The organism is Alistipes sp. ZOR0009, from assembly GCF_000798815.1.
Taxonomy (GTDB): domain Bacteria; phylum Bacteroidota; class Bacteroidia; order Bacteroidales; family ZOR0009; genus Acetobacteroides.
In genome coordinates this window covers 13,277-35,593 of the sequence record NZ_JTLD01000007.1, presented here as the reverse complement: position 1 = coordinate 35,593, position 22,317 = coordinate 13,277, and the positions used below count along the sequence as shown (strand labels likewise).

The 22,317-nt window shown below is 37.8% G+C and carries 15 protein-coding genes and 1 pseudogene; 5 read left to right on the top strand and 11 right to left on the bottom strand.

All coding sequences use genetic code 11. The features are described 5' to 3' along the window. Positions 1–212: 212 nt before the first annotated feature. The gene (locus tag L990_RS02700; RefSeq protein WP_047445272.1) at positions 213–1,997 is read right to left on the bottom strand and encodes a tetratricopeptide repeat protein; all 1,785 of its coding nucleotides are present in this window, start codon (positions 1,995–1,997) and stop codon (positions 213–215) included. 81 nt (positions 1,998–2,078) lie between these two features. Continuing rightward, on the bottom strand, positions 2,079–2,639 hold the full coding sequence (locus L990_RS19580) for a manganese efflux pump MntP family protein (RefSeq protein WP_047445270.1): 561 nt from the start codon (positions 2,637–2,639) through the stop codon (positions 2,079–2,081). A gap of 238 nt (positions 2,640–2,877) precedes the next feature. Here L990_RS19580 and uvrB point away from each other — a divergent pair, with 238 nt between their 5' ends. Beyond that, the gene (gene uvrB, locus L990_RS02690) at positions 2,878–4,899 is read left to right on the top strand and encodes an excinuclease ABC subunit UvrB (RefSeq protein ID WP_047445268.1); all 2,022 of its coding nucleotides are present in this window, start codon (positions 2,878–2,880) and stop codon (positions 4,897–4,899) included. 263 nt (positions 4,900–5,162) lie between these two features. Continuing rightward, positions 5,163–5,561, top strand: a complete 399-nt coding sequence (locus L990_RS02685; protein ID WP_047445266.1) for a hypothetical protein — start codon at positions 5,163–5,165, stop codon at positions 5,559–5,561. Positions 5,562–5,950: 389 nt separating this feature from the next. On the opposite strand, the gene secA is transcribed toward L990_RS02685, so the two are convergent. The 5 genes and pseudogenes from secA to L990_RS02665 all read right to left on the bottom strand — a co-directional run bounded on the left by secA (position 5,951) and on the right by L990_RS02665 (position 14,888). Beyond that, positions 5,951–9,250 carry a preprotein translocase subunit SecA gene (secA, locus tag L990_RS02680; protein ID WP_047445263.1) on the bottom strand — a complete coding sequence of 1,100 codons (3,300 nt, stop codon included), beginning with the start codon at positions 9,248–9,250 and terminating at the stop codon, positions 5,951–5,953. A 148-nt stretch (positions 9,251–9,398) separates the two neighbouring features. After that, positions 9,399–10,070: a hypothetical protein gene (locus tag L990_RS20590; protein ID WP_156121295.1), complete on the bottom strand. Its 672-nt coding sequence runs from the start codon at positions 10,068–10,070 to the stop codon at positions 9,399–9,401. A gap of 34 nt (positions 10,071–10,104) precedes the next feature. Continuing rightward, positions 10,105–11,199, bottom strand: a pseudogene (locus L990_RS20585) (DNA polymerase III subunit gamma/tau); the annotation flags it as partial. A gap of 126 nt (positions 11,200–11,325) precedes the next feature. Then, positions 11,326–13,596, bottom strand: a complete 2,271-nt coding sequence (locus L990_RS19015) for a PAS domain-containing protein (RefSeq protein ID WP_052180664.1) — start codon at positions 13,594–13,596, stop codon at positions 11,326–11,328. Between the two features lie 62 nt (positions 13,597–13,658). Continuing rightward, entirely contained in the window at positions 13,659–14,888 is a 1,230-nt protein-coding gene (locus L990_RS02665; RefSeq protein WP_047445261.1) for a hypothetical protein, read from the bottom strand. A gap of 140 nt (positions 14,889–15,028) precedes the next feature. Here L990_RS02665 and L990_RS02660 point away from each other — a divergent pair, with 140 nt between their 5' ends. Both L990_RS02660 and L990_RS02655 read left to right on the top strand, forming a co-directional pair. Further along, complete coding sequence (locus L990_RS02660) at positions 15,029–16,216, top strand: SPOR domain-containing protein (protein ID WP_047445259.1); 1,188 nt, start codon at positions 15,029–15,031, stop codon at positions 16,214–16,216. Beyond that, positions 16,217–16,954: a M48 family metallopeptidase gene (locus tag L990_RS02655; protein ID WP_052180663.1), complete on the top strand. Its 738-nt coding sequence runs from the start codon at positions 16,217–16,219 to the stop codon at positions 16,952–16,954. Here L990_RS02655 and L990_RS02650 read toward each other — a convergent pair. Further along, entirely contained in the window at positions 16,951–17,238 is a 288-nt protein-coding gene (locus tag L990_RS02650) for a hypothetical protein (RefSeq protein WP_156121293.1), read from the bottom strand. The genes L990_RS02655 and L990_RS02650 overlap by 4 nt on opposite strands. A 216-nt stretch (positions 17,239–17,454) precedes the next feature. Between L990_RS02650 and L990_RS02645 the strand changes: the two genes are divergently transcribed. Further along, positions 17,455–20,055 carry a M1 family metallopeptidase gene (locus L990_RS02645; protein WP_156121291.1) on the top strand — a complete coding sequence of 867 codons (2,601 nt, stop codon included), beginning with the start codon at positions 17,455–17,457 and terminating at the stop codon, positions 20,053–20,055. Positions 20,056–20,105: 50 nt separating this feature from the next. On the opposite strand, the gene L990_RS02640 is transcribed toward L990_RS02645, so the two are convergent. From L990_RS02640 to L990_RS02630, 3 genes are read right to left on the bottom strand one after another with little or no spacing between them, the layout of a single operon-like run. Continuing rightward, positions 20,106–21,173, bottom strand: coding sequence for a DUF4097 family beta strand repeat-containing protein (locus L990_RS02640; RefSeq protein ID WP_047445255.1), 1,068 nt, complete (start codon positions 21,171–21,173; stop codon positions 20,106–20,108). Between the two features lie 59 nt (positions 21,174–21,232). Beyond that, positions 21,233–21,745 (bottom strand): hypothetical protein, encoded by a 513-nt coding sequence (locus L990_RS02635; RefSeq protein WP_047445252.1) that lies wholly within the window; start codon positions 21,743–21,745, stop codon positions 21,233–21,235. Next, on the bottom strand, positions 21,745–22,308 hold the full coding sequence (locus L990_RS02630) for an RNA polymerase sigma factor (RefSeq protein WP_081981576.1): 564 nt from the start codon (positions 22,306–22,308) through the stop codon (positions 21,745–21,747). The genes L990_RS02635 and L990_RS02630 overlap by 1 nt, the downstream gene beginning before the upstream one ends. Positions 22,309–22,317 lie beyond the last annotated feature (9 nt).

Below are 22,317 nucleotides of genomic sequence, written 5' to 3'. Positions count from 1 at the left end.
TTCCAGATTTAGCATTAGAGCTATAAAAACCAACAAACTGCTACTCGGAATTCGACTCTTTAAACTCATTTGACTTCCGAAATATTGCGGTACAAATATTTTAAATTAGTACTATCAACAGTTAATTGGATGGGTAACAATAGTAATACAGCAGGCCTTGTATTATAATACAATTATGATACAAAGCCTGCTTTTATTCTGATTATCAGTAATTATATTGAGTTGATGAGGTCGCTTAGACTTGAACTGCTGTTCGTAATGCCAATTTTCCTTCTAAGTCGAGTACGTGCTACATTTATGCTGTGAGGAGTCTGCCCTGTAATGGTCGAAATCTCTTTGGTGGTCATGTTAAGTTTAATGAATGCGCAAATTCTCTTTTCGTTCTGGGTGAGATCAGGGAAATTCTCCATGAGCTTAGTATAAAACTCTGGATTCACCGAAATAAAGCGGTGTTCAAACTCTTCCCAAATGTGCTGATGGTTGCTTTCTCGCTCTAGCTCGTTAATAATAGAACCTATCTCTTGCTTTATATCGGAAGAATATCCCTTAAATTTAGCCTTCAACCTTTCAATCAGAGCCTCGTTTGTCTCCTTTTGCTGAATCTTTTGAAGAGAATAAAGCGCCAATTCCCGATTTTTTTCGCTGAGATCGCTCTCTACAATTTCCTTCTCATTTACAAGGTTTTGGTGAATTTGCAGCTGCTTTGATACTACCGTTCTGTATTTTTTGCGAAGATAAAAGACCATAAAAATCGCAATTGCAGTTGTAATGAGAAGAATTGAGAGAAGTAGGTAGAATTTGAGCTTAGCATTATCCTTTTCGAGAATGTCTTTACTTGCTTCAAAGTCAGTTTCCAGACGAGCTATTTCTAACGACTTTTGGTTGTTCAGAAGCTTTTCTCTAAGTTTTAAGTAAGCATTTTTTGCTTCTATTGTAGCTTTGTAGTTCCCTTGTTTTAAATATACAGACGAAAGTTTTTGATAGGCTACGGCAACTCTGTCTTTAAAGTTGTATCCATTTGCAAGAAAAAGGGCTCTTTTATAATTTATTATGGCAGAATCCAAGTTGTCCGTATTTTCATAGTATTCTCCAAAGTCAATATAATGAGAAGCTAAGTTTCTAGGTTCAAAGGACGTCTTAAGAAGCTGCTGCGCTTTTAGGAACATTTGTAGCGCTTCAGGGAATCGCTTCTGTTTGGTATATATTCCTGCAACGTTTCCGTAGTATATGGCCTTAGAGAGGGCATTCTTTTTAGCCGCATTTGTATTCATGCTTTTGGCATAAAATTCTAGGGCTAAATCTTGCTGGTTTAGTGCTGAATAGATGGTTCCGATATTGTTAAAGGCAGATGCAATGCCAGACTCATATTTGAGATCTTGGCTAATTCTGAGAGCTTTTTGGTAAAATTCTAAAGCTCTGGGGTAGTCTTCTAAGTATTTATAAAAACTTCCTATGTTATTATAGCATCGCCTTTGTCCTTGTAAATCTTTTAAATTGAGGTAGATATTTAAACTTTTTACAGTAACCCTAAAGCCTAAACAATACTCTCCTAACTTTTTATAGATGTCTCCCAACTTGAAGTAGGAGTCTGCCAGTTCTTTGTCACTACCATTTATGCTATATTGTTTAACAGCAAGGTGGTAACATTTTTCGGCTTTTTTGTATTGATGAATATATTTTTCAAAAGAAGCTTCTTTGGTGTATATTTCTCCTAATGTTTCAGGATCTTTGGCCAGCGCTTTGGCCATCTCTATCTTTTGATATGCCTTGATGGGAGATTTTTCATACAAGGAGTCATTCCAATCTATTAGGCTGTCAATAGTTTGTCGATTAGCTGTTGTCGTGTTGGAATGATGTCTTGAAATAAATATTATGGAGATGGCAATAATCGCTATTGCAAGGGTCGTAAAAACGATAATGCGGCATTGTTTTCCATAATATTTAGATAGGATTACAATGCGATGTCGTAAGGTGCGGTTAGGTTGCTGGTTATGCATGATAACATATTGTCGGAATGCTATTTTTAGATTTCAAATTTCAATTTTAGCAAATCTAACTAATTTACCCATATTTTGAAGTTATCGGGTAAGTAGGTGCTCTACTAAAATTTTGCTGCCTATAAGGATCAGGATGATCCCTCCAAGCATCTCAATCTTTTCTCCAAAATGTTCACCAGTTTTTTTCCCAAATAGAATTCCGAGCATTGAGGCTAAGAAGGTAACCCCTCCAATTACAGCCACAGCAAGGGGAAGGTTTACTTCAAACATTCCAAAGCTAACGCCAACTATAAGCGCATCTATGCTGGTTGCAATGCCCATACCAACAATAACTCTCATATTTAGTGGATCGAAATTTTTATTCTCTTTGCTACCAATGCTTTCTAAAATCATTTTGGCACCAAGAGCACCTAAAAGAATAAAAGCAATCCAATGGTCCCATTGTTCTATATATTCTTTGATGCTGATTCCTAAAAACCATCCGATTGCAGGCATAATTCCTTGAAATGCGCCCAAAACAATCGCAATTCGGAGTGCTTGTTTAAATGTGATTTCTCGCTTCATGAGTCCGCTCGATACGGATACGGCAAAAGTGTCAAAACAAAGTCCAATAGCAAGGGCAAAGAGGGTAAATAGTTCCATTAAAGTCGTGATTCCTGTTAAAACTGGCGCAAAAATACCAAAATGTAGACAGGAAACAGCATTGTTTGCAGATCTTTTTGTTGAATGGAGTGATTGGTTATTAATGTAGTAAAACAGAAGTAAAGGTAGTCTCTTTAGATTATGTTCTAAAATAATGGTTATGGTAAGCCTAGATTCTTTTGCGTACATAATATAGAGTTCATTTGTTTACCTTTGCGTATCAGATATCGAAGTAGCAATGAATTTTAAACTTACATCCGAGTTTAAACCAACGGGCGATCAGCCAGAGGCAATACGTCAGCTGGTAGAGAATATCAGTAGTGGCACAAGGTATAATGTGCTTCTAGGTGTTACTGGTTCTGGGAAAACATTTACAATGGCTAATGTTGTTTCTCAGTTAAATCGGCCAACGCTCATCCTAAGCCATAATAAAACCCTTGCGGCCCAGCTTTACGGTGAATTTAAAACGTTTTTCCCCGAAAACGCGGTTGAATATTTTGTATCATACTACGATTACTATCAGCCTGAAGCTTACTTACCAACGACAGATACTTATATAGAGAAGGATTTAGCTATAAATGACGAGTTGGAGAAGCTGCGGCTAAGTACAACTTCTGCGTTGCTTTCGGGTAGGAGAGATGTTGTTGTGGTTTCATCTGTGTCGTGCTTGTATGGTATTGGAAATCCTGAAGATTTTCATGCAACGACCATAAAATTAAAAAGGGGCCAGCTGTTAAGTAGAAACAAGTTGCTTTATGCCTTGGTTGATGCTCTTTACTCTCGGAATGAAGTTGAGTTTAAGCAGGGCCGATTTCGGGTAAAAGGAGATACAGTAGATATATTTTTGGCATATGCGGACTATGCCTATCGTGTTACATTTTGGGGAGACGAAATAGAAACGCTGGAAATACTAGATCCTGTTTCTGGGACTATTATTGATGAGCCAGATGAGGTACTTATCTATCCGGCCAATATATTTGTAACGACAAAGGAACGAATGAACAATGCTATTCGCCAAATTCAGGATGATCTTTTTCAGCAGGTTGAGTTCTTCAATAGCATAGGTAAACGCATGGAAGCTAAAAGGCTGCAACAGCGTGTGGAGTACGACTTAGAAATGATTAAAGAGCTGGGCTACTGTCCTGGAATAGAAAACTACTCTCGTTATTTTGATGGACGAAAACCTGGTATGCGCCCTTTCTGTTTGCTCGATTATTTTCCTGAAGATTTTCTTATTGTGATTGATGAAAGTCATGTAACAATCCCTCAAGTAAGAGCTATGTATGGAGGCGATGCTTCCCGCAAGGGTAATTTGGTAGAATATGGTTTTAGGCTTCCCGCTGCAGTTGACAACCGTCCTTTGAAGTTTGATGAGTTTGAGGGATTGGTTCGGCAAACAGTTTTTGTAAGCGCTACTCCTGCAGACTATGAACTTACAAAATCTGAAGGTGTAATTGTGGAACAGGTTATTCGTCCAACAGGATTACTTGATCCTGTTATAGATGTTAGACCAACCGAGAATCAGATTGACAACCTGCTTGAAGAAATAAACGAGCGAATTATAAAAGAAGAGCGAGTGCTGGTAACAACCCTTACTAAGCGTATGGCCGAGGAGCTGACAAAGTATCTCGTTCGCATGGATGTTAGAACTCGTTACATCCACTCGGATGTAGAGACGCTTGAACGAATCCAAATTATGGAAGATCTTCAAGCTGGGTTATTTGATGTGCTGGTTGGGGTTAACCTTCTTCGAGAAGGGCTAGATTTACCAGAGGTTTCTTTGGTTGCAATCCTAGATGCCGATAAGGAAGGTTTTTTAAGATCGGCAAGGGCTTTGACGCAGACAGCAGGGCGTGCGGCTCGTAATTTAAATGGGTTGGTTATAATGTATGCCGATAAGATAACCGATGCAATGCAGAAAACGATCAATGAAACCAACCGAAGGCGCGAGAAGCAGGCGCAATATAATATTGATCATAAGATAACCCCTCGCCAAGTATATAAATCATCTAAAGGTGCTCTTTCTGGTGATTTACTGAATAAGCAAGCCGAAGCAAATGCATATATTGAACCAGGCAAGGTTAGTATGGCTGCTGATCCTGTTGTTAAGTATATGGCAAAAGCGGATCTTGAAAAATCAATCAAATCTGCAAAAGAAAGCATGGAAAAAGCGGCTAAGGAGCTGAATTTTATAGATGCTGCCAGATATAGAGATGAGATGTTTGCTTTGATAGAAATGATGGAGAAAAAAGGAAAATAAATTTTTGCGGAGTGTATATTTAAAAGGATAGTCTAGCACAGGCTATCTTTTTTTATTTAATGGAAGCTAATATCAGGTGATAGTTGTTAATGAGTTTGATAATTGACATCAAGTATGTAACGAATCTACTTTAATCACGTCTTATGATTGAACTAATATAAAAGCGCACAATTTAGGCAAAAATAACCGCGGTATTCCCATTTAGTTGTGACTATTATACTTGGTTTAACGTGTAGTTAAGTCAAATAAAAAAACGGGAAATCATGAGAGCAGTTAGTATGTTATTTGTAGGCTTATTTCTACTGGTAGGTTTATCGGCAAGTGCAGAACTAAGTAGAACCGAGGCTTATTTTATTAGAAAGTCTTTAAATGACGCAAATTTAAAGGTTTTGTTCCATTCCAATAGTAAGGGAGAGTGTTTACCTCTTTTAATAGGAACAGATAATGATGTAACTCAAAATGCTAGTGATGAGCAGTGTTGTAAGATTGCAATAGAAAAAATGGACGTAACCAAAGATGAGCAAACCGGACTGGCTACAGCACATTTAATCTATAAGGTTGAAAATAAATATGAAGTATCAGAGGTCTTTATTTCTACAGATTTAATTAATTGGACAACAAAAGATAAATCTGTCAAAATAAATTTGACGCAGACAAAATAGCAGAAGATTTTTTCAGTTTGTAATAAGCAAGTAATTTTATTATTTGGAACTGCACGACTATTGTGAAATAGGCGTGCTTTTTTATTTATAGAAAAGAAAAATAGCAGGTTGTCATTCTGACTCCCTGCTATTTTATTGTTGTGTGAAAAATGGGGCAATTTTAAACTCTCTTTGTGTAAAGAAGTACAATTATTATGCCTTTTTTACTAGATATACTTTTTTTGATCGATAGTATATCCACTTTATTAGGTATCATAAATTTAGAGGCTTAAAAAAATAATTGCACTGTAAATCTTCTGCTATTTCAGTTGAGTTATGTTGATTAAATTCTACATTATGGGAATAAAAAAGCGACCTGTTTTCTACAGGTCGCTACACATATTGTGGAATTATTCGTTTTTGCCGTGACAAGATTTGAACTTCTTGCCGCTACCGCATGGGCAGGGATCATTTCTTCCAATTTGCTTGCCAACTTTTATAGGTTCATTATGCTTTGGCTCACTTGCGCCAGAACTAATGTCTTTTCTGCTGGTATTTAACCTATTGAGATCCACTTTCGCTTTTTGTTCGCGCTGTTGTTGCATTTCCTTTTGCTCATCATCGTTTTCTCTAAAAGGAATATGTCCACGTAGCAGCGAGGAGAGCACATCTCTATTAACTTTCTCAAGCATGGTTCTGAACAAGTTGTATGACTCAAACTTGTAAATCAATAGAGGGTCTTTCTGTTCGTAGGTTGCGTTTTGAACCGACTGCTTAAGTTCGTCCATTTCTCGAAGATGCTCCATCCAGTGTTCGTCTATTGTGACAAGCATGATGGTTTTTGAGTACGACTTGATAACTTCCTTGCCTTGTGTGTCGTACGCTTTTTTTAAGTTCGAAAGAACATTAAAACCTTTATGGCCATCGGTTACAGGAACAACAATATTCTGATACTGTGCTGCTTGGTGTTCATAAACATCCTTAATAACAGGCCATGCTTGCTGAGCAACCTGAACGGTTCTACGTTCGTAAACCGTTTTTACATCATCGTATATTTTGTCTCCAAGTTCATTCTGTCCCAGCGATTTGTACTCGCTTTCGTTCTGGATAGAAGTCTCAATTCCAAGTAAGCGAATTAACTCTAGCTGGAAGTCTTCAAAATCCATCTTATCATGAGCCTGATCTGCAAGGGTTGCAGAAAAATCGCTCATCATGTTGTCGATATCAACTTCAATACGCTCTCCGTAAAGGGCATGACGGCGACGAGTGTAAATAACTTCACGCTGGGAGTTCATTACATCGTCATACTCTAGAAGACGCTTACGGATACCAAAGTTATTCTCTTCAACTTTCTTTTGTGCTCGTTCGATAGATTTAGAAATCCAAGAGTGCTGAATAACTTCACCCTCCTTTAATCCTAATCTGTCCATCATTTTTGACATACGATCAGATCCAAATAGTCGCATCAAATCATCTTCCAACGAAACGTAGAATAATGATGTACCAGGGTCTCCTTGACGACCAGCACGACCGCGAAGCTGCCTATCTACACGACGGGACTCATGGCGTTCTGTTCCTATGATGGCTAAACCTCCTGCTGCTTTAACTTCTGCTGTAAGTTTGATATCTGTACCACGCCCTGCCATGTTGGTTGCAATGGTAACTTGGCTAGAGCGACCTGCTTCCGCCACAATTTCGGCTTCGCGCTGATGTTGCTTGGCATTCAGTACGTTGTGTTTTATGCCTCGAAGCTTAAGCATGCGAGAGAGTAACTCTGAGATTTCAACGGAAGTTGTACCCACAAGCACAGGGCGTCCTTGTTTGGTCAGGTTATCAATCTCATCAATTACTGCATTATACTTCTCTCTTTTGGTTTTGTAAACCATATCTTCCATATCCTTACGAAGAATCTGGCGATTGGTTGGAATTACAACAACGTCTAACTTATAGATTGACCAAAGCTCGCCTGCTTCTGTTTCTGCTGTACCTGTCATCCCCGAGAGTTTGTGGTACATACGGAAGTAGTTTTGTAAGGTAACAGTTGCAAATGTTTGCGTAGCTGCTTCTACCTTTACATTTTCTTTTGCCTCAATCGCTTGATGTAAGCCATCAGAGTAACGGCGTCCTTCTAGTATACGACCTGTTTGTTCGTCTACAATTTTGACCTTGTTGTCTAGAACTACGTATTCATCATCTTTTTCGAACATTGCGTAAGCCTTAAGAAGCTGGTTTACGGTATGTACTCGTTCTGACTTGATGGCGTAATCGGCAAGTAAGCTGTCTTTTGCGGCAAGTTTTTCTTGTGGATCCTGTATGGATTTTTCCATATCTGCAATGGAACTTCCTATGTCAGGAAGTATGAAGAAATGCTTGTCATCAACAGTTTTAGAAATTAGGTCAATTCCCTTGTCTGTTAATTCTACAGAATTATTCTTTTCATCAATAACAAAGTAAAGGTCATCTGTAATTAGATGCATTTGCTTGTTATTGTCCTGCATGTAGTAGTTTTCAGTTTTAAGCAGCAGCTGCTTAGTTCCCGCTTCGCTAAGGAACTTGATCAATGGCTTGTATTTAGGAAGCCCCTTGTGAACTCTAAGAAGTAGCTTTCCTCCCTCCTCTGATTTTCCTTCAGAGATGAGCTTACGAGCATCTGATAGAAGTTGGGTTGCTAACTTTTGTTGTGTATTATAAAGTCTTTCTACGAAAGGCTTAAAATCGTTGAATAGCTGATCTTCTCCCTTAGGAACTGGTCCTGAAATGATAAGTGGTGTACGGGCATCATCAATTAATACGGAGTCAACTTCATCGACTATGGCAAAATGATGCTTGCGTTGAACTAAATCTTCGGGATTAAAGGACATGTTATCGCGAAGGTAGTCAAAACCAAACTCGTTGTTTGTCCCAAAGGTAATATCGCAGCTGTAGGCAGCATGGCGTGCTGCAGAATGTGGCTCGTGTTTATCAATACAGTCTACTGATAGGCCATGGAATTCGTAAATAGGTCCCATCCATTCCGAGTCACGACGGGCAAGGTAGTCGTTGACAGTTACTACGTGTACTCCTTTTCCGGCTAAAGCATTTAAGAATACAGGCAGAGTCGCAACAAGCGTTTTCCCTTCACCAGTTGCCATTTCCGCAATTTTTCCTTTGTGAAGAACAACACCCCCAATTAGCTGAACATCGTAGTGAACCATGTCCCACGTGATCATGGTACCCCCTGCAATCCAACTATTAGCCCAAATTGCTTTGTCTCCTTGTATTACAACACTTTCTTTTGTTGCAGCAAGATTACGGTCAAACTCCGTTGCAGTTACTTCAATAGAGGTATTTTCTTTGAAGCGTCGTGCGGTTTCTTTTACGATGGCAAATGCTTCTGGAAGAATTTCCATTAGCACAACTTCTATAGTTTCGTCAACCTGTTTGGTAAGCTTATCAATCTGGTTATATACGGTTTCCTTTTCTTCGATGCTAATCTCATTTGACTCCATCTGAGTTTTTAGCTTCGAAATTTCGTCCTCTTCTCCAGAAATTCGTTCTCTGATAATCTCACGTAGCCTTTGAGTTCTCAAACGAAGCTCATCATTGCTTATTTGAGATAGAGTAGGGTAGATCTCAATCACTTGCTTCACATAAGGCATTACTTCCTTAATGTCTCGCTCTGACTTGCTCCCTCCAAAAAAGGCTTTTAAAAGAGAATTAATTACACTCATTACGTTTATAATGTTTTAATATTGAGCACTTAATGTATACGCTTAAAGTAAGCGCCACCAAAGATAGTAAAAATAGCTCTAGAATGGAGCTATTTGTGAATTGTTAATGGGCTATACGTTAATTCTTTTTAAATGGAGGGGAGATCTTTTATTCGAAATCTAAACCTAGTGCCTGCTTTAAGTTTAGAAGGGCTGGGTTTTTTACGATCATATGCTTGAATTTTTCTTCAACGGTATATGGTCGCGCATTTTGACTTTCGGTGTCAGATACGTTAAATTCTAATTCAAGTATAGGAGCTCCTAATGAACGTCTTAGAAAGTTGACTAACTCGTTGCTGATGCTGGTAAGGTCTTCTTTTTGGGAGCTATTAACTACATCAAAAGTAACCAAAGTATCATCAATAAGATTGGGCTTTGTCGATTGTAGCGTATGGTAAATACGGGGACGTGCTGTTTTTATATGATCTGCAAATCGACTCCATGCATTTTCCAAATTTTTGGAATTCAGCTCAACTTCCTCAAACGTTGTTTCGAAATTATCTTCGTCTTCTTCAGATGCGTCGTAGTTGCTTGAATTATTGGAGTTTGTTGTATTTGGTTGAACTTGGTTCTCAGCAGAAGGAGCCGAAACTTTGCCAGCCATAGCATTTTTCACCGAAAACGAGGGTGTTCGTTTTAAGGATGGAAGAGCAGTCCTTGATGGCTTTGATGTAAGGTTTTGTGTTGAATTCGATGATTGAGCCGCTACGTTCGAATTCGGCTGAGTTTGGTTTGGTGTTGCTTCTTTTGCTTGTGTAAGGGTAGGCAGAATCCCGCCCATTAATTCACCTAAATTTCGTTGTCTAATTTTTTTTTTCTTCACCGATGTAGCAAAGGTGAAGAAGAGTAAGCTCTACATGAAGTCTAGGGTTGCTGCTAGATCGATATCCGACATCGCAGCGGTTGGCTGTTGCTAGTGCCTCATAAAGGTATGGAATGGCGCATTTCGCGGCCTGTTCCTTGTAGCGATTGGCAATACTGGCACCAACTTCGAGTAGCTTGGTTGATTGAGGATCTTTGCAAACCAATAAATCTCGAAAATGCACGCTTAATCCTATGATAAAATGTAGCGCATCAAACCCTTTCGCTAGTACATCATCAAAAAGGACTAGGGCTTTTACATGATCTTTGGCAAGAAAGGCATCGGTTAGCTGGAAGTAGTAATCGTAATCGAGCACATTTAGGTTTTCAATTACTTTGGCATAGCTTAAATGTGTTCCACAGTAGGCAACAACCTGATCAAAGATGGATAGCGCGTCGCGCATCGCACCGTCTGCTTTATGTGCAATGATATTTAACGACTCTTCATCAAAGGTAATGCCTTCCTTTCCTGCTATTTTGGATAGATACTTAACCGTATCATCAATCCCCATTCTGTTAAAATCATAAATCTGACAGCGAGAAAGGATGGTTGGTAATATTTTGTGCTTTTCAGTTGTTGCAAGAATAAAAATTGCATGAGCAGGCGGTTCCTCTAATGTTTTAAGGAATGCATTAAATGCACCAGAGGACAGCATGTGTACCTCATCGATGATATAAACCTTGTATTTTCCTATTTGAGGGGGGATTCGGACCTGATCTGTTATTGTACGAATATCGTCAACCGAATTGTTTGATGCAGCATCAAGTTCGTGAATGTTATATGAACGACCTTCGTTAAAGGCTTTGCACGATTCACATTCTCCACAAGGCTCCATTTCCTGGGTTGGACTGAAGCAGTTGATCGTTTTTGCAAAAATACGTGCGCAGGTGGTTTTCCCAACCCCGCGTGGCCCGCAGAATAGGTAGGCATGAGCAAGCTGCTTGCGTTGTATGGCGTTTTTAAGGGTCGATGTGATTGAGCCTTGACCAACAACGGTGTCAAAACTAGCAGGACGATACTTGCGTGCCGATACGATAAACTCTCCCATTCTTTGTCCAAAATCTTTGTTCTTTGACAAAGATACTAACCATTGGCGTTATTCAAAAAAATAGGGTGAGATTTCATGTCTCACCCTAAACTATTTTTGATTTTTTGATCCTAATATTGCTGTTTACTAGTTGCTTGAAACTTCAAAATAAGCGACATAATTATGATCTTTTGCAACACGAGCATCTGCTAATGTTATAAATGCATTTGCCTTATTGTTGCTCTTGTCAATAATTTCAACAATTTCCCTTTGCGAAATAGGTTTAATTCTGTCTACGTCACAAATTGCTGCAACAAAGCCATCTCCTTGTACATGCTCTTTTGGGAAGAGTTTGCTTACTGGGAGGTTAATAATTTCATTCGGCTGATAACCCCAAATTTCGGCGGCCTTTTTGTTGAAAATCTCAATGACACCTTGAGCGTTAAATCCGACAATCGCAAGAGGCGCGTTATCAACCGTTTTATCGTTGCGCACTCTAATGCGTTCTACTTCTTTGTAGTGGGCAGCTAGCTGTTCACGAACTTCACGGACTCTTTTGTTTAGCTCTTCATCTGTTTTAGAAAGGGTTTCTTCCAACTGTTCGGCTTTTTCGTTAAGCTGCTCATAGCGTTCTTCAACTGCTTTTATGGCCGACTTATCAGTACCTATTAGAACTATTTTTACAATGTCATCGTTGAAGTTTTTTATCGCAATTAGATTAATATCAAGGGCTTTACTTTGGTTATCATGGCTGGTAAAACTTACAACGCCCTCGTATATTCCATTGTTTATTAGTCGCATCCAAGCCTTTTCAAAGGCAGGTTTGTCTAGTTCGTTAATAAAATCATTGATGTTATGGATAACTCCTGAGTTTTCTAATGCGAGTTCTTTCCTGAGCTGCTCGTTTATTGCTAGCATATCTCCAGTTGTTGACAACTCTGCTTTTAAAAGAGAATTGCTGATTGCGGATATGATGGTGTTAGATTCGAACTCAACCTTTTTTCTTTCGGTAATATCTATCCCAAGAAGGAGCACTTTTTCCATTTCTCCATCGTTACGATTGACTCTGCTTAATGTTGCAGATAGGTAAATGGTTTTGTCAATGTAACTTATGCATTTTAGTTCTCCGTCAATCCATTTGTTTTCGGCAACGACTTTAGCCCAATTTTGTCTGAATTCAGATAGAGCATCAGAATGAACGAAAGAGGTGATGTTTTTATCGTAAATGTCATCAAAATGAGGGGCTTCTATCTTTTCAATAAACTTGTCGTTTGCTGAAATAAGGTTACCTTCTGCATCAAACTCTGCACGGATAAGTACTCCATCTAGCGCATTCATGTAGCCATGGAATTTTTCTGCTTGACGTACAGATTCTTCCTGTGTAGCCTGTAGTTCTTCCATGTTTTGTCGCATTTCTTCTTCTTGAGATGATAGCATTTCTGCCTGTTCCTGCGAATCTCGAAGAAGTTCTGCTGTGCGTAGGTTGATTTTTACGTTGGCTATGGTAGATGCGATGCTTTCTGCTACTTTTTCAATGAACTCGACAACATAAGGGTCAAACTGATTGAAGGATGCTACCTCTAGTACACCATGGGTTTCGTCGTTAAACTTTAAGGGGACAAGCAGCAGAAAGTTGGGATTTGCTTGTCCTAAACCTGAGGTTATGCTAAGGTAGGTATCCGGAACTTTTTTTAAATAGATTGTTTTGGCTTCTTTAGCGCAGGCTCCGACTAGCCCTTCTCCAAAATTTATGAACTTGTCTACAAATTTACGGCGTTCGTAAGCGTAGCATGCCTTCATCTCAAAAACGGGAGAGCCTAAATCGTTTTCAGACGCAAGATATAGCCCTCCTTGGTTGGCCGAAACGTACTTTACAAGTTGGCTAATAATGTTATACGACAACTCTGTCATATTATCATTGTTCGCTCTTAGAATTTCGCCGAACTTGGCAAGTCCTTGCGCAACCCAGTGACGTTGTTCATCCTCTTTTTTGCGAGAATTTTCTTCCTCTGTGCTGCTTTTTAGGGAGTCTCTCAAGTCTAAAATAGAATTAATCAGCTTATCTTGAGTTTGAAGATCGTTGCTTACATCAAAATTACCGCACTTTAAGTTGTCTACAATATCGATTAGGGCTCGATTTCGTTGCTTGTTTTTGCTCGTAATAGCTTCAATTTCTTTGCTCTTACGCTCTGTAAACAGCCCTAATCGGTAACCTCCATAACCAAGAATAAAAGGAATAAGATCAATGAAGAAAAACGCAACATTCCCTTTGTGGATATTCCAGAATAATCCACCGTTGAATGCTTGCTTTGAGATTAATGCCTCTACCATCAGAGCCACAATCCACATCCCAAATCCGATTGAAAAGCCGTAAAAGGCATACTTTCTTGCTACTGCACTTGTGTTATCTCTTGTCATGACTGGCTTTGAGGATAGTTTGTTAATTCTATGCAAAGAAAAAAATATTATTGGATTATCTGTTAGAAATTGTATTGTAAAGTCGTCAAAAAGCGAAAGCCATTCACGGATTTTGCATCTTTAATCTTCCCCTTGTTGCTGTTGTCTACTGTTCCCCAAGCAGCACGGTTGTATTCAGCCTCACATCCTAACGACAAGTTTTTACAAGTATAGGTGAAGTTTGGCGCTATTCGAATTAAACTTTCTAGATTTAAGTCTCTCCCGAAGGTGATTGTTATATCTTTTGTAAAACCTAAATTTTTAAGATACCCTACAATACCACCAACCTTATAGGTTGTTCCATAGCATGCATTAAATAAGAATGTTGCTATTTTAGATGGGCTGTACGACTGTATTCCAGTTGCAAGATCTGTACTTGAAACGCCATAACCTCCTTGCATTAGGTGCTCAGAAAGATTTTGTCCATAAAGCGCCTTGGTTAGAAGAAATAATTTTTCAGAGGTGTAGTTGTAATAGGCAAGGAATGAACTTGACTTAACTGTATTGTTGTTTGTGTATTTTTGATTAGCAGCGTTTGTGTTAAAGATATTCGGTCTAAGCGACTTGAAATCGTAAGCTACCCCCATTGTCGATTTGCCAAATGCTTTACTAATTTGAAAATCAAGGTTTGGAATAGAAGCATTGCGTAGATAAATTGAACTTTTCCCTGCAGGTCCAAAACTTTCATACCCACTTTGCCAGTTTGCCGATCCTAAAATCTTGAATCCATTGTTAAAGCTGTATGTAAAGGTAAGCTGGGGATTTCGGTTGAAGCATTGGAACGGAGCACCTGTGTTTAAAGATAGTACTCGTGGTAAGAATTGGGGGATGCAGATGGGGTGCCATGCTTGACCAATAAGTAAATTGGCATTTCCCCAGTTAAAGTTGACGTTGGCAAGCCTAATTCTAAAAAGAGCTACATCGTTAGTTCCCGTAAAGTCACCTTCTATGCATGCTGCTGTTTTGGCTCCGAAAGCATCTAGTCCTGTAATGTTAACACGAGTTCTTGTTGAAAGGGCAGATCCATTTAACGATACCTGCTTATTTATATCCTTTCCATTAGCATCGTAATCAGGTGCAGTAGGGTAGTAGACAAACAGCCCATCTACTCCTGTGGTGTGTTTCCTATTGTCTATCCAGTAATCAGCCTTTACAAATCCAGAAAACTTTACTTTTATTTCACTATTTTGGGCAAATGAACTTACCGCAAGGAACATTAAAGTCGCGTAAACCAGAGACTTTTTAACCATCATACATATCTTTTTTGTTAAGCGGCGGCAAATATACCCGAAAAATGTTGAATACATTAAAATTTTAGCTGGTGTTGTCTAAAAAGAAGTAGTAATAAAATGAAATAAAAGATAACTTTGCTATTATAAGGAAGAGAATAGCTATGGTTGGAACAGTCATAAAATCAATTGTATCTCAAGGGAAAAGGGTGATAATTCCCGATTTTGGGGCGTTTCTAATAAAGGATAGTTCCCTGAATCCCATAATAACAAAGGAAAATGTAACCTTTAGCCCATTTTTAAGATATAATGATGGTTTTTTAGAATCCGAATTAGCTCATGCAGAGGGGATTCATAAAGATGAAGCATCTGCGAAGTTGACGGATTTTATTCAAAAAATAAAGATTGCTATTTTTGATAATGAGTCTGTTTTTCAGATAGATGGATTAGGCTACTTTTTCAAAGACGGTAAGGGGAATGCTGCTTTTTCTGTAGATAAGCCGCCACATGTTGGATCAGAACTAGCAGGAGTGTCTAACAATTCGGAGCAGGTTTCGTCTTCGGATAGTTTTGTAGATCAAGTAACATTGCAGACAGATAGTCTTGATCTAGATGTTGTTATTCCTGCAAAAGAAAAAGAAGAGATCAAAGTTGCCGTAGAGGCGCAACCTGATGACCTGTTAGTTAATCAAACATCACAAAACTGCCAAATTCGGGAAAAAAGAGAGAAAGAAGAGAAGGTCTTTATACAAGGAAGCAGTAATAATGTGCCTCCTTCTAGAAAGTTTTCGCGAAGTTTGTTTGTCGTTTTTTTAATCTTGATCGTAAGTCTTTTAATTGTTAATGTATTCTGGGGTGATATTGTTGGTACCAATACAGATGCATCTAAGCCTAAGATAATACTGGATCCTTTAGAGCCTGAACAGATCGAAGCAGAAAAGGATAAGCTCGAGAAACAAGAAAAAATCCAATCTGCAATAGACAAGGAGATTGTTGCAACAGTTGAAAAAACAGTAAAAGCCCCTGAAAAACTGAAGAAAGATAAAAAAGAAGAGACAAATCCGTCTAAAAAGGAAGTTGTAAAAAAATCCACCGATAAGAAGGTGGCTAATGATGATGGCAAGCTTCTTCAGAAAAAAGTTTATGTTCTAGTCTTAGGATCTTTTGGCACGGTAGAAAATGCAGAAAAACACCTACAAACTCTATCTAAAAAGAATATAAAAGGGAAGATTATAACTAAAAATAAAAAAAGTTCGGTTATTTCGAAGGATTTTAAAACATATGAAGATGCCCAAGCAGAGCAGGCTCGGGTAAAATCTTTAGGGTTTGATGGATGGATTACTCAAAGATAAATGGATAAGATTAGCGAAAAGATTGTTGTTTATTCAAAAATAGGCGAAGTTCAATATCTTAAGAAAAAGGGCATTAAACGTGTTTCTATTGTAGTGAAGCCTTTTAGAAATGTAGTTGTAACTGTTCCATATGCAGTTAGCTACTCAGATGCAGAGCGTTTTGTAATGCAAAAAACTGAATGGATTGAAAAGGCAAAGGGTAAAATGGCAAAGTTGGAATCGAAGAAGACTGTTTTTTCTGAAACCGCATCTTTTTCAACAAAAACAAGAACCCTTTTATTCATTAAGCATAACTTAGCATCGAGTAAGCTTACTGCAAAAATTAGTGAGGATAAAATTATTATAACAGTTCCTGAAAGTGTCGAAATAGAGAGTTTATCTGTTCAAAATTTTGTGGCTAAAGCGATCGAACAAGCATGGGTTCTCGAAGCAAAGGACGTGCTTCCTCTACGAATTGGAATGCTCGCGGAGAAGTATGGATTTAAATTTAATAAGTTGGCTATTAAGAAAATACGGTCGAGGTGGGGAAGCTGTTCATCTGCTAATAATATTAATCTAAGTGTCTATCTTATGAATATCCCTGATAATCTTATTGATTATGTTATTTTGCATGAACTTTGCCATACCGTCGAAAAAAATCACGGACCTAAGTTCTGGAAGCTCCTTGATCATGTTACGAATGGTAATGCAAAGTTGCTAGCAAAAGAAATGAAAAAATATAGTACCCGTTTTTTTTAAGGAATAATAGAGTTTAAATCTTCGATAAGCTCTATAGTTTGAGAATAAAAGTCGTCAACTAACTTTTTGTAGTGTTCTCTTCTTTGTTTCTTAGAAAGTTTCTTAGGTTCTTTGGAGTTTATTTTATGAAGAGTTTCTACTTTTAACTTTTCGCATCTTACCATAATACTCCAGACCAGTTCTATTTCGTTACTTACCCCAAACATAAGCTCTACGTAACATTCATTTTGAACGTTATCACAAAGTGAGTTGATATCCGCTTTGAATTCTCTGATACTAGACATACATCTTGTTTTTACTGTTTTTATAAGCTTAATATATGATCCTTTTTTATTGAAAGCAATACTCGGTAATGTTAAATATATTGTAGTTTTTTGTATTTCTAAAAGTCTCCTTTGTTAGCGTGTTTGCCTCTTTAATCTATTATTTGCGATAGCTGTACGCTATTTTTGCATTATAATCTCAAACGAACTATATCTGATTTTATAAATAACATTTTATTGTTTATTTTTAAAAATGGTTTTATTCGTTATTTAATAAACATGCGATATTTTAAAGTTCTCTCCTTGTTTCTTCTATTTGGTGGGGTTGGCTGTAGCCATTCTACAGATTTAAGTGTTCAAAAAGGTGTATCGAAGGTGCTTGCTGAAAGCCGACGCGCCAATTTGATGAATGTTTCGTATGGCATTCACTTAAAAATTCCTTCTGCTATTTCGGCTCCTATTTTGGGAAAAGAATTCATTCATTTTGATTACACAGGAGGAAAAGAACCGTTGCAGGTAGACTTTGCCGTAAACTCAAAATTCGTAAAAAGAGTTTTATGTAATGGAAAGGAACTTGATTGTAAAATTGTTAGTGAGCATCTGCTGATTCCTTCTAAATATTTGAAAAAGAATCGGAATGAAGTTTTTGTTGAGTTTGTTGTGGCTGATAAGTCATTGAACCGAAATTCAGAATACTTGTACTCCTTGTTTGTGCCTGATAAGGCACGGACTGTATTTCCTTGCTTTGATCAGCCGGATATCAAGGCAAATTTTAACCTTATACTTGATGTGCCCAACGATTGGACTGCCGTTAGTTGTGCTTCTATTAAGTTAGTAAAGAAGACGAAAAGGAGCAATGTTTTCTACTTTCAAAAATCTGACTTGGTAAGTACCTATCAGTTTGCATTTGTGGCTGGTAAGTTCTCTAAAATAGAGAAACAGGTTGATGGCCGAAAGTATTGTATCTACCATAGAGAAAAGGACCCTGAAAAAGTACGTAGAAATGCTGATCCTATTTTCAAGGAAGTGAGCCATGCCGTTCGTTGGATGGAAGCTTATACTGGAATATCGTTTCCTTTTTCAAAATATGATTTGATAATTCTACCTTCATTTCAATTTAGTGGAATGGAGCATGTTGGAGCCGTTTACTATCTTGATTCGAAGATGTGGCTGAATGAGAATGCAACTCAGCAGGAAAAATTAGGAAGAACAGAGCTAATTGGGCATGAAACTGCTCATCTTTGGTTTGGCGATATGGTGACCATGAAGTGGTTTGACGATGTTTGGATGAAAGAAGTTTTTGCTGGTTTTTTTGCAGATAAGATAGTAGAAAGTTTGTATCCCGCAGTAAATCATCAGTTGCAATTTTTAGTTAGCCATGCTCCTAAAGCATATTCAGAAGATAGAACTTTGGGGAATAATCCAATTCGTCAAAACTTAGAAAACCTGAATGAAGCGGGTTCCCTATATGGAAATATTGTCTACCACAAATCTCCAATTGTTATTAGATCTTTAGAACGTTTGATGGGCAAAGAAAAATTTCAGACCTCATTACAAGAATATTTAAGGAAATATGAGCACTCTAATGCAAGTTGGCTCGATTTGGTTCAGATACTAGGGAAGCATAGCGCTTTTAGTATAGAAGATTGGAGTAAAACGTGGATTGAAAGTGCTAGAATGCCCGTTTATAAGTTTGATTACGAGCTTGTTGATCAGGTAGTGTCTCAGTTTTATGTAAAACAGATTTGTGAGGCAAATAAAGGGTTGTGCTTTTTTCAGCAATTGAAAATTGAGGCGCAAGGGGCAAATAGGGTGGAAGATTCAATTCTACTTAAAGATTTAAATGGAGAAATGCTTGGCTTTAAAGGATTGAAAAACGTTTTTGCCTTTATTCCAAATTCGGATGGAATGGCCTATGGTGCATTTTTATATGATGAAAGCTCTTTAGAATGGTTGCTAAATAATTTTTATAAAATTGAAGATCCGTTAGTGAGGGGAAGTGCGCTAATCAATATTTACGAAAATATGGTGAAGGGTAAAATTGATGGAGATAAGATAGGTGACCTACTTTGCCAAGTGATCGTAAAAGAAAATAACGAACAAATTTTAGGGCTTGCCTTAGATTATTTGACAAGTACATTACTTTTTTACTCGAAGGAGACCTCTACGGTAGAAAAAGTGGAAGATGCGCTTTGGCTTGGTTTTACCAGTAGCTCCGATAAAAAAATTAAAATTCAATATTTACGAGCATTCTCTAAGTTGATGAAAAGCAGTAAATCGTCAAAAAAGTTGTTTGATTTGTGGAGTGTGGAAACTGCTAAAGAGGCGTCATGGATTTCTGAGAACGATTTGAATAATTTTGCATTAGAGTTGGCGATAAGATTCCCTAAAGACTGGGAAACCATTATAGGTAAAGCTCGCAAAAGAATTAAAGGTTCTGATGTCCTTTTACGATTCAACTTTATCGCTAATGCTGTCAATTCGAGTGAAGTGGATCGAGATAAATTTTTTGCATCACTTCTTAACTTCAGTAATCGGAAAAATGAGCCGTGGGTTATTGATGCATTAAAATACTTAAACCATCCGTTGAGAGAGAAGGAATCTGAAAAATATTTAATGAAGGGGCTTGAGATACTTCCTGAAATTCAACGTACTGGGGATATCTTTTTCCCGAAAAGTTGGTTAACATCTTTGTTGTATGGGCATAAGTCTAAAGAGGCCTATGCTATAGTTCAGAAGTATAAGAATGGAGAAGGGAAAAAAATAGCACCTACTTTGATGCTTAAACTATTGCAAGCCTCTGATAATTTGAGAAGGGCAAATACTATTAGTAAATAGTAAAAAGCGCGGTAAAAAAATTACCGCGCTTTTATTATTTGTTTAAATGATTAGTTTTTTCTTAATGTCCAATCGCCGTATTGGCTGGATATTCTAACTTTTTTAGATGGAGACGTGCCTACTGATTTTGAAAATGATTTTTCAAAGGTTTGTGCTCCTCCGCTCATGTTGTAAAGCTTAAAGCTAGAATATTGGGCAGATGCGTTTATGTTAAAAGAAGCATCATTGTCGAAGGTTAGCTTTCCGTTTGAGTAGGATGTATTGAGATCTAGGCTTGTGAAGTTTTTGTCAATACTGTAAACGATTATGTCAGTATAGTTTAGAGAAAGAACCATGTTGTCTTTTATTCTATCGGTTTTAAAATCACCGTTTGATATTTTCCCTTTAATGGAGTTGATGGTTCCAATTTTTATATCTGAATAAGCAAGAGCAACATTTGCAAACCTCAAATTGTCGATTTTAAAGTCGGAGTAGGAGCCCGTAATGCCCAAAGCATAGGCACTTTGCATTGCAAAGGATCCGTATTCAACGGAGGCATTTAACCATGCCGCTTCCTTAATTACAGCATCTCCGTAGGCAATTTTTATTTTGTTGGCTTTTTGGCCGCTTCCATATCCTAATTTTTCAGCAAATAGATCTCCATACTCTAAGTTTATGCTGATGTGGCCGTTCAAATTTCCTAGTGCAATATCACCATAACTATTGTTTGCCGTAATTGACGCTGTTGATGGGGTGTAAATAACATAGTTAATGGTATGCTTAATTCGACGGGTTCGATGATTTGTTGAGACGCTTACAATATTGTCTTTTTGGGACATGTTGATGCTAAAACTTTTTTGAGCATAATCTTTCTTATTGCTTACGCTTTGCTCATATTTAACGAAAACGTCAATCTTAACTTTATTCTCAGTCCATGGAACAACTTTTATATTGCCATGAGAGTTTGATACGTTGATTTGAGTATTCCCATTTCCATTAAATTCTCGTGAGGCATATTTTTCCGCTTTTGCGTCATTTTCGTAGTTGAAATCGAAAGTGGGCTCTAGCGTGAATGATTGGCATACGAATGCAGCAACAATAAGTAGCAGCATTGATAACGAACGATTTAAGGTTTTCATCCTTTAAAATTTAAATTTAAGGAAAGATTTTAGTGGACTAGCCTAGAAATGCTCTCCTTTTATTTGTTGGTTAAAACTTCATTTTTTTCGGCTTGAATCGCCATTCTTGTTAGAATTTTATCTGTTTTTCTATAGTGAAGAATAAGCGATTGTCTGATTCTGGGGTTGTCGCCACCATATCTAGAGTTTTGCTCCATGATAATGGTTTGCTTTTTGATATCTTCTATTTTCTTCTCAAAATCCCTTTTTGCAGATTCTGGTAGCCTATCAACAGCAATGTTTATTTGCTTGTACTTTTGATCTAGTACCTCATTGTAGGTACTTTTAATAACCTTTATATTTTTACTATACTCTTCCTCTGGTTGATACAACTTAATAAAGAGGAGAGACGATGCCGCAACTAAAAAGGAGACTGCTGCAATGTTGCCCCAAGGTAGCCTTCTTTTAGTTGGCGTGTGGTTGATGCTTACAAAATTCAACTTTTGCTCAAATTTTTTGAAGTGCTCTTCGGATGGAGTTTCTGTATCAAACTCATCTCTATGGTTGTTGATGTAGTCTTCTAAACGAGCCATTATATGTCGATTTTCTGTTTTTCTTTTATTAACTCTGCAAGCTTTAGCTTTGCTCTATGAAGCTGGGTTCGAGATGCCGAATTGGAGATCTCTAAAATTTCTGCAATCTCGTCGTGGTCGTAGCCTTCTATTAGGTATAGGTTGGCGACAACTCTTGAGCCTTCAGGAAGCATCTCAATACATCTTTTGATGCAATCAACGGTGATGCTTTCATCGCAATCTATTTCGGGTGAATCGTCTTCGATGTCCGGAAACTTATCTGCTTCGGATAGCTCCATCTTATGCTGACGCATTTTATCTAAACAGGTATTTACAACGATCCTTTTGAGCCAAGCTCCAAAGCTCACCTCATTCTGATAAGTATCTATTTTTGTAAATGCTTTCAAAAAAGACTCCTGCATAATATCTTCTGCTTCGGCGCTATGCCGTAACATTCGAAAAGCCGTGTTATACATCGATTTATAGTAAATCCGATATACTTCAAGTTGGCTTTCAGGTCTCAGAAGTCGGCATCCATCAATTAGCTCTTGGTGGATATTTTTGAAGTTAGACCCTGCATCCATATATCCTGT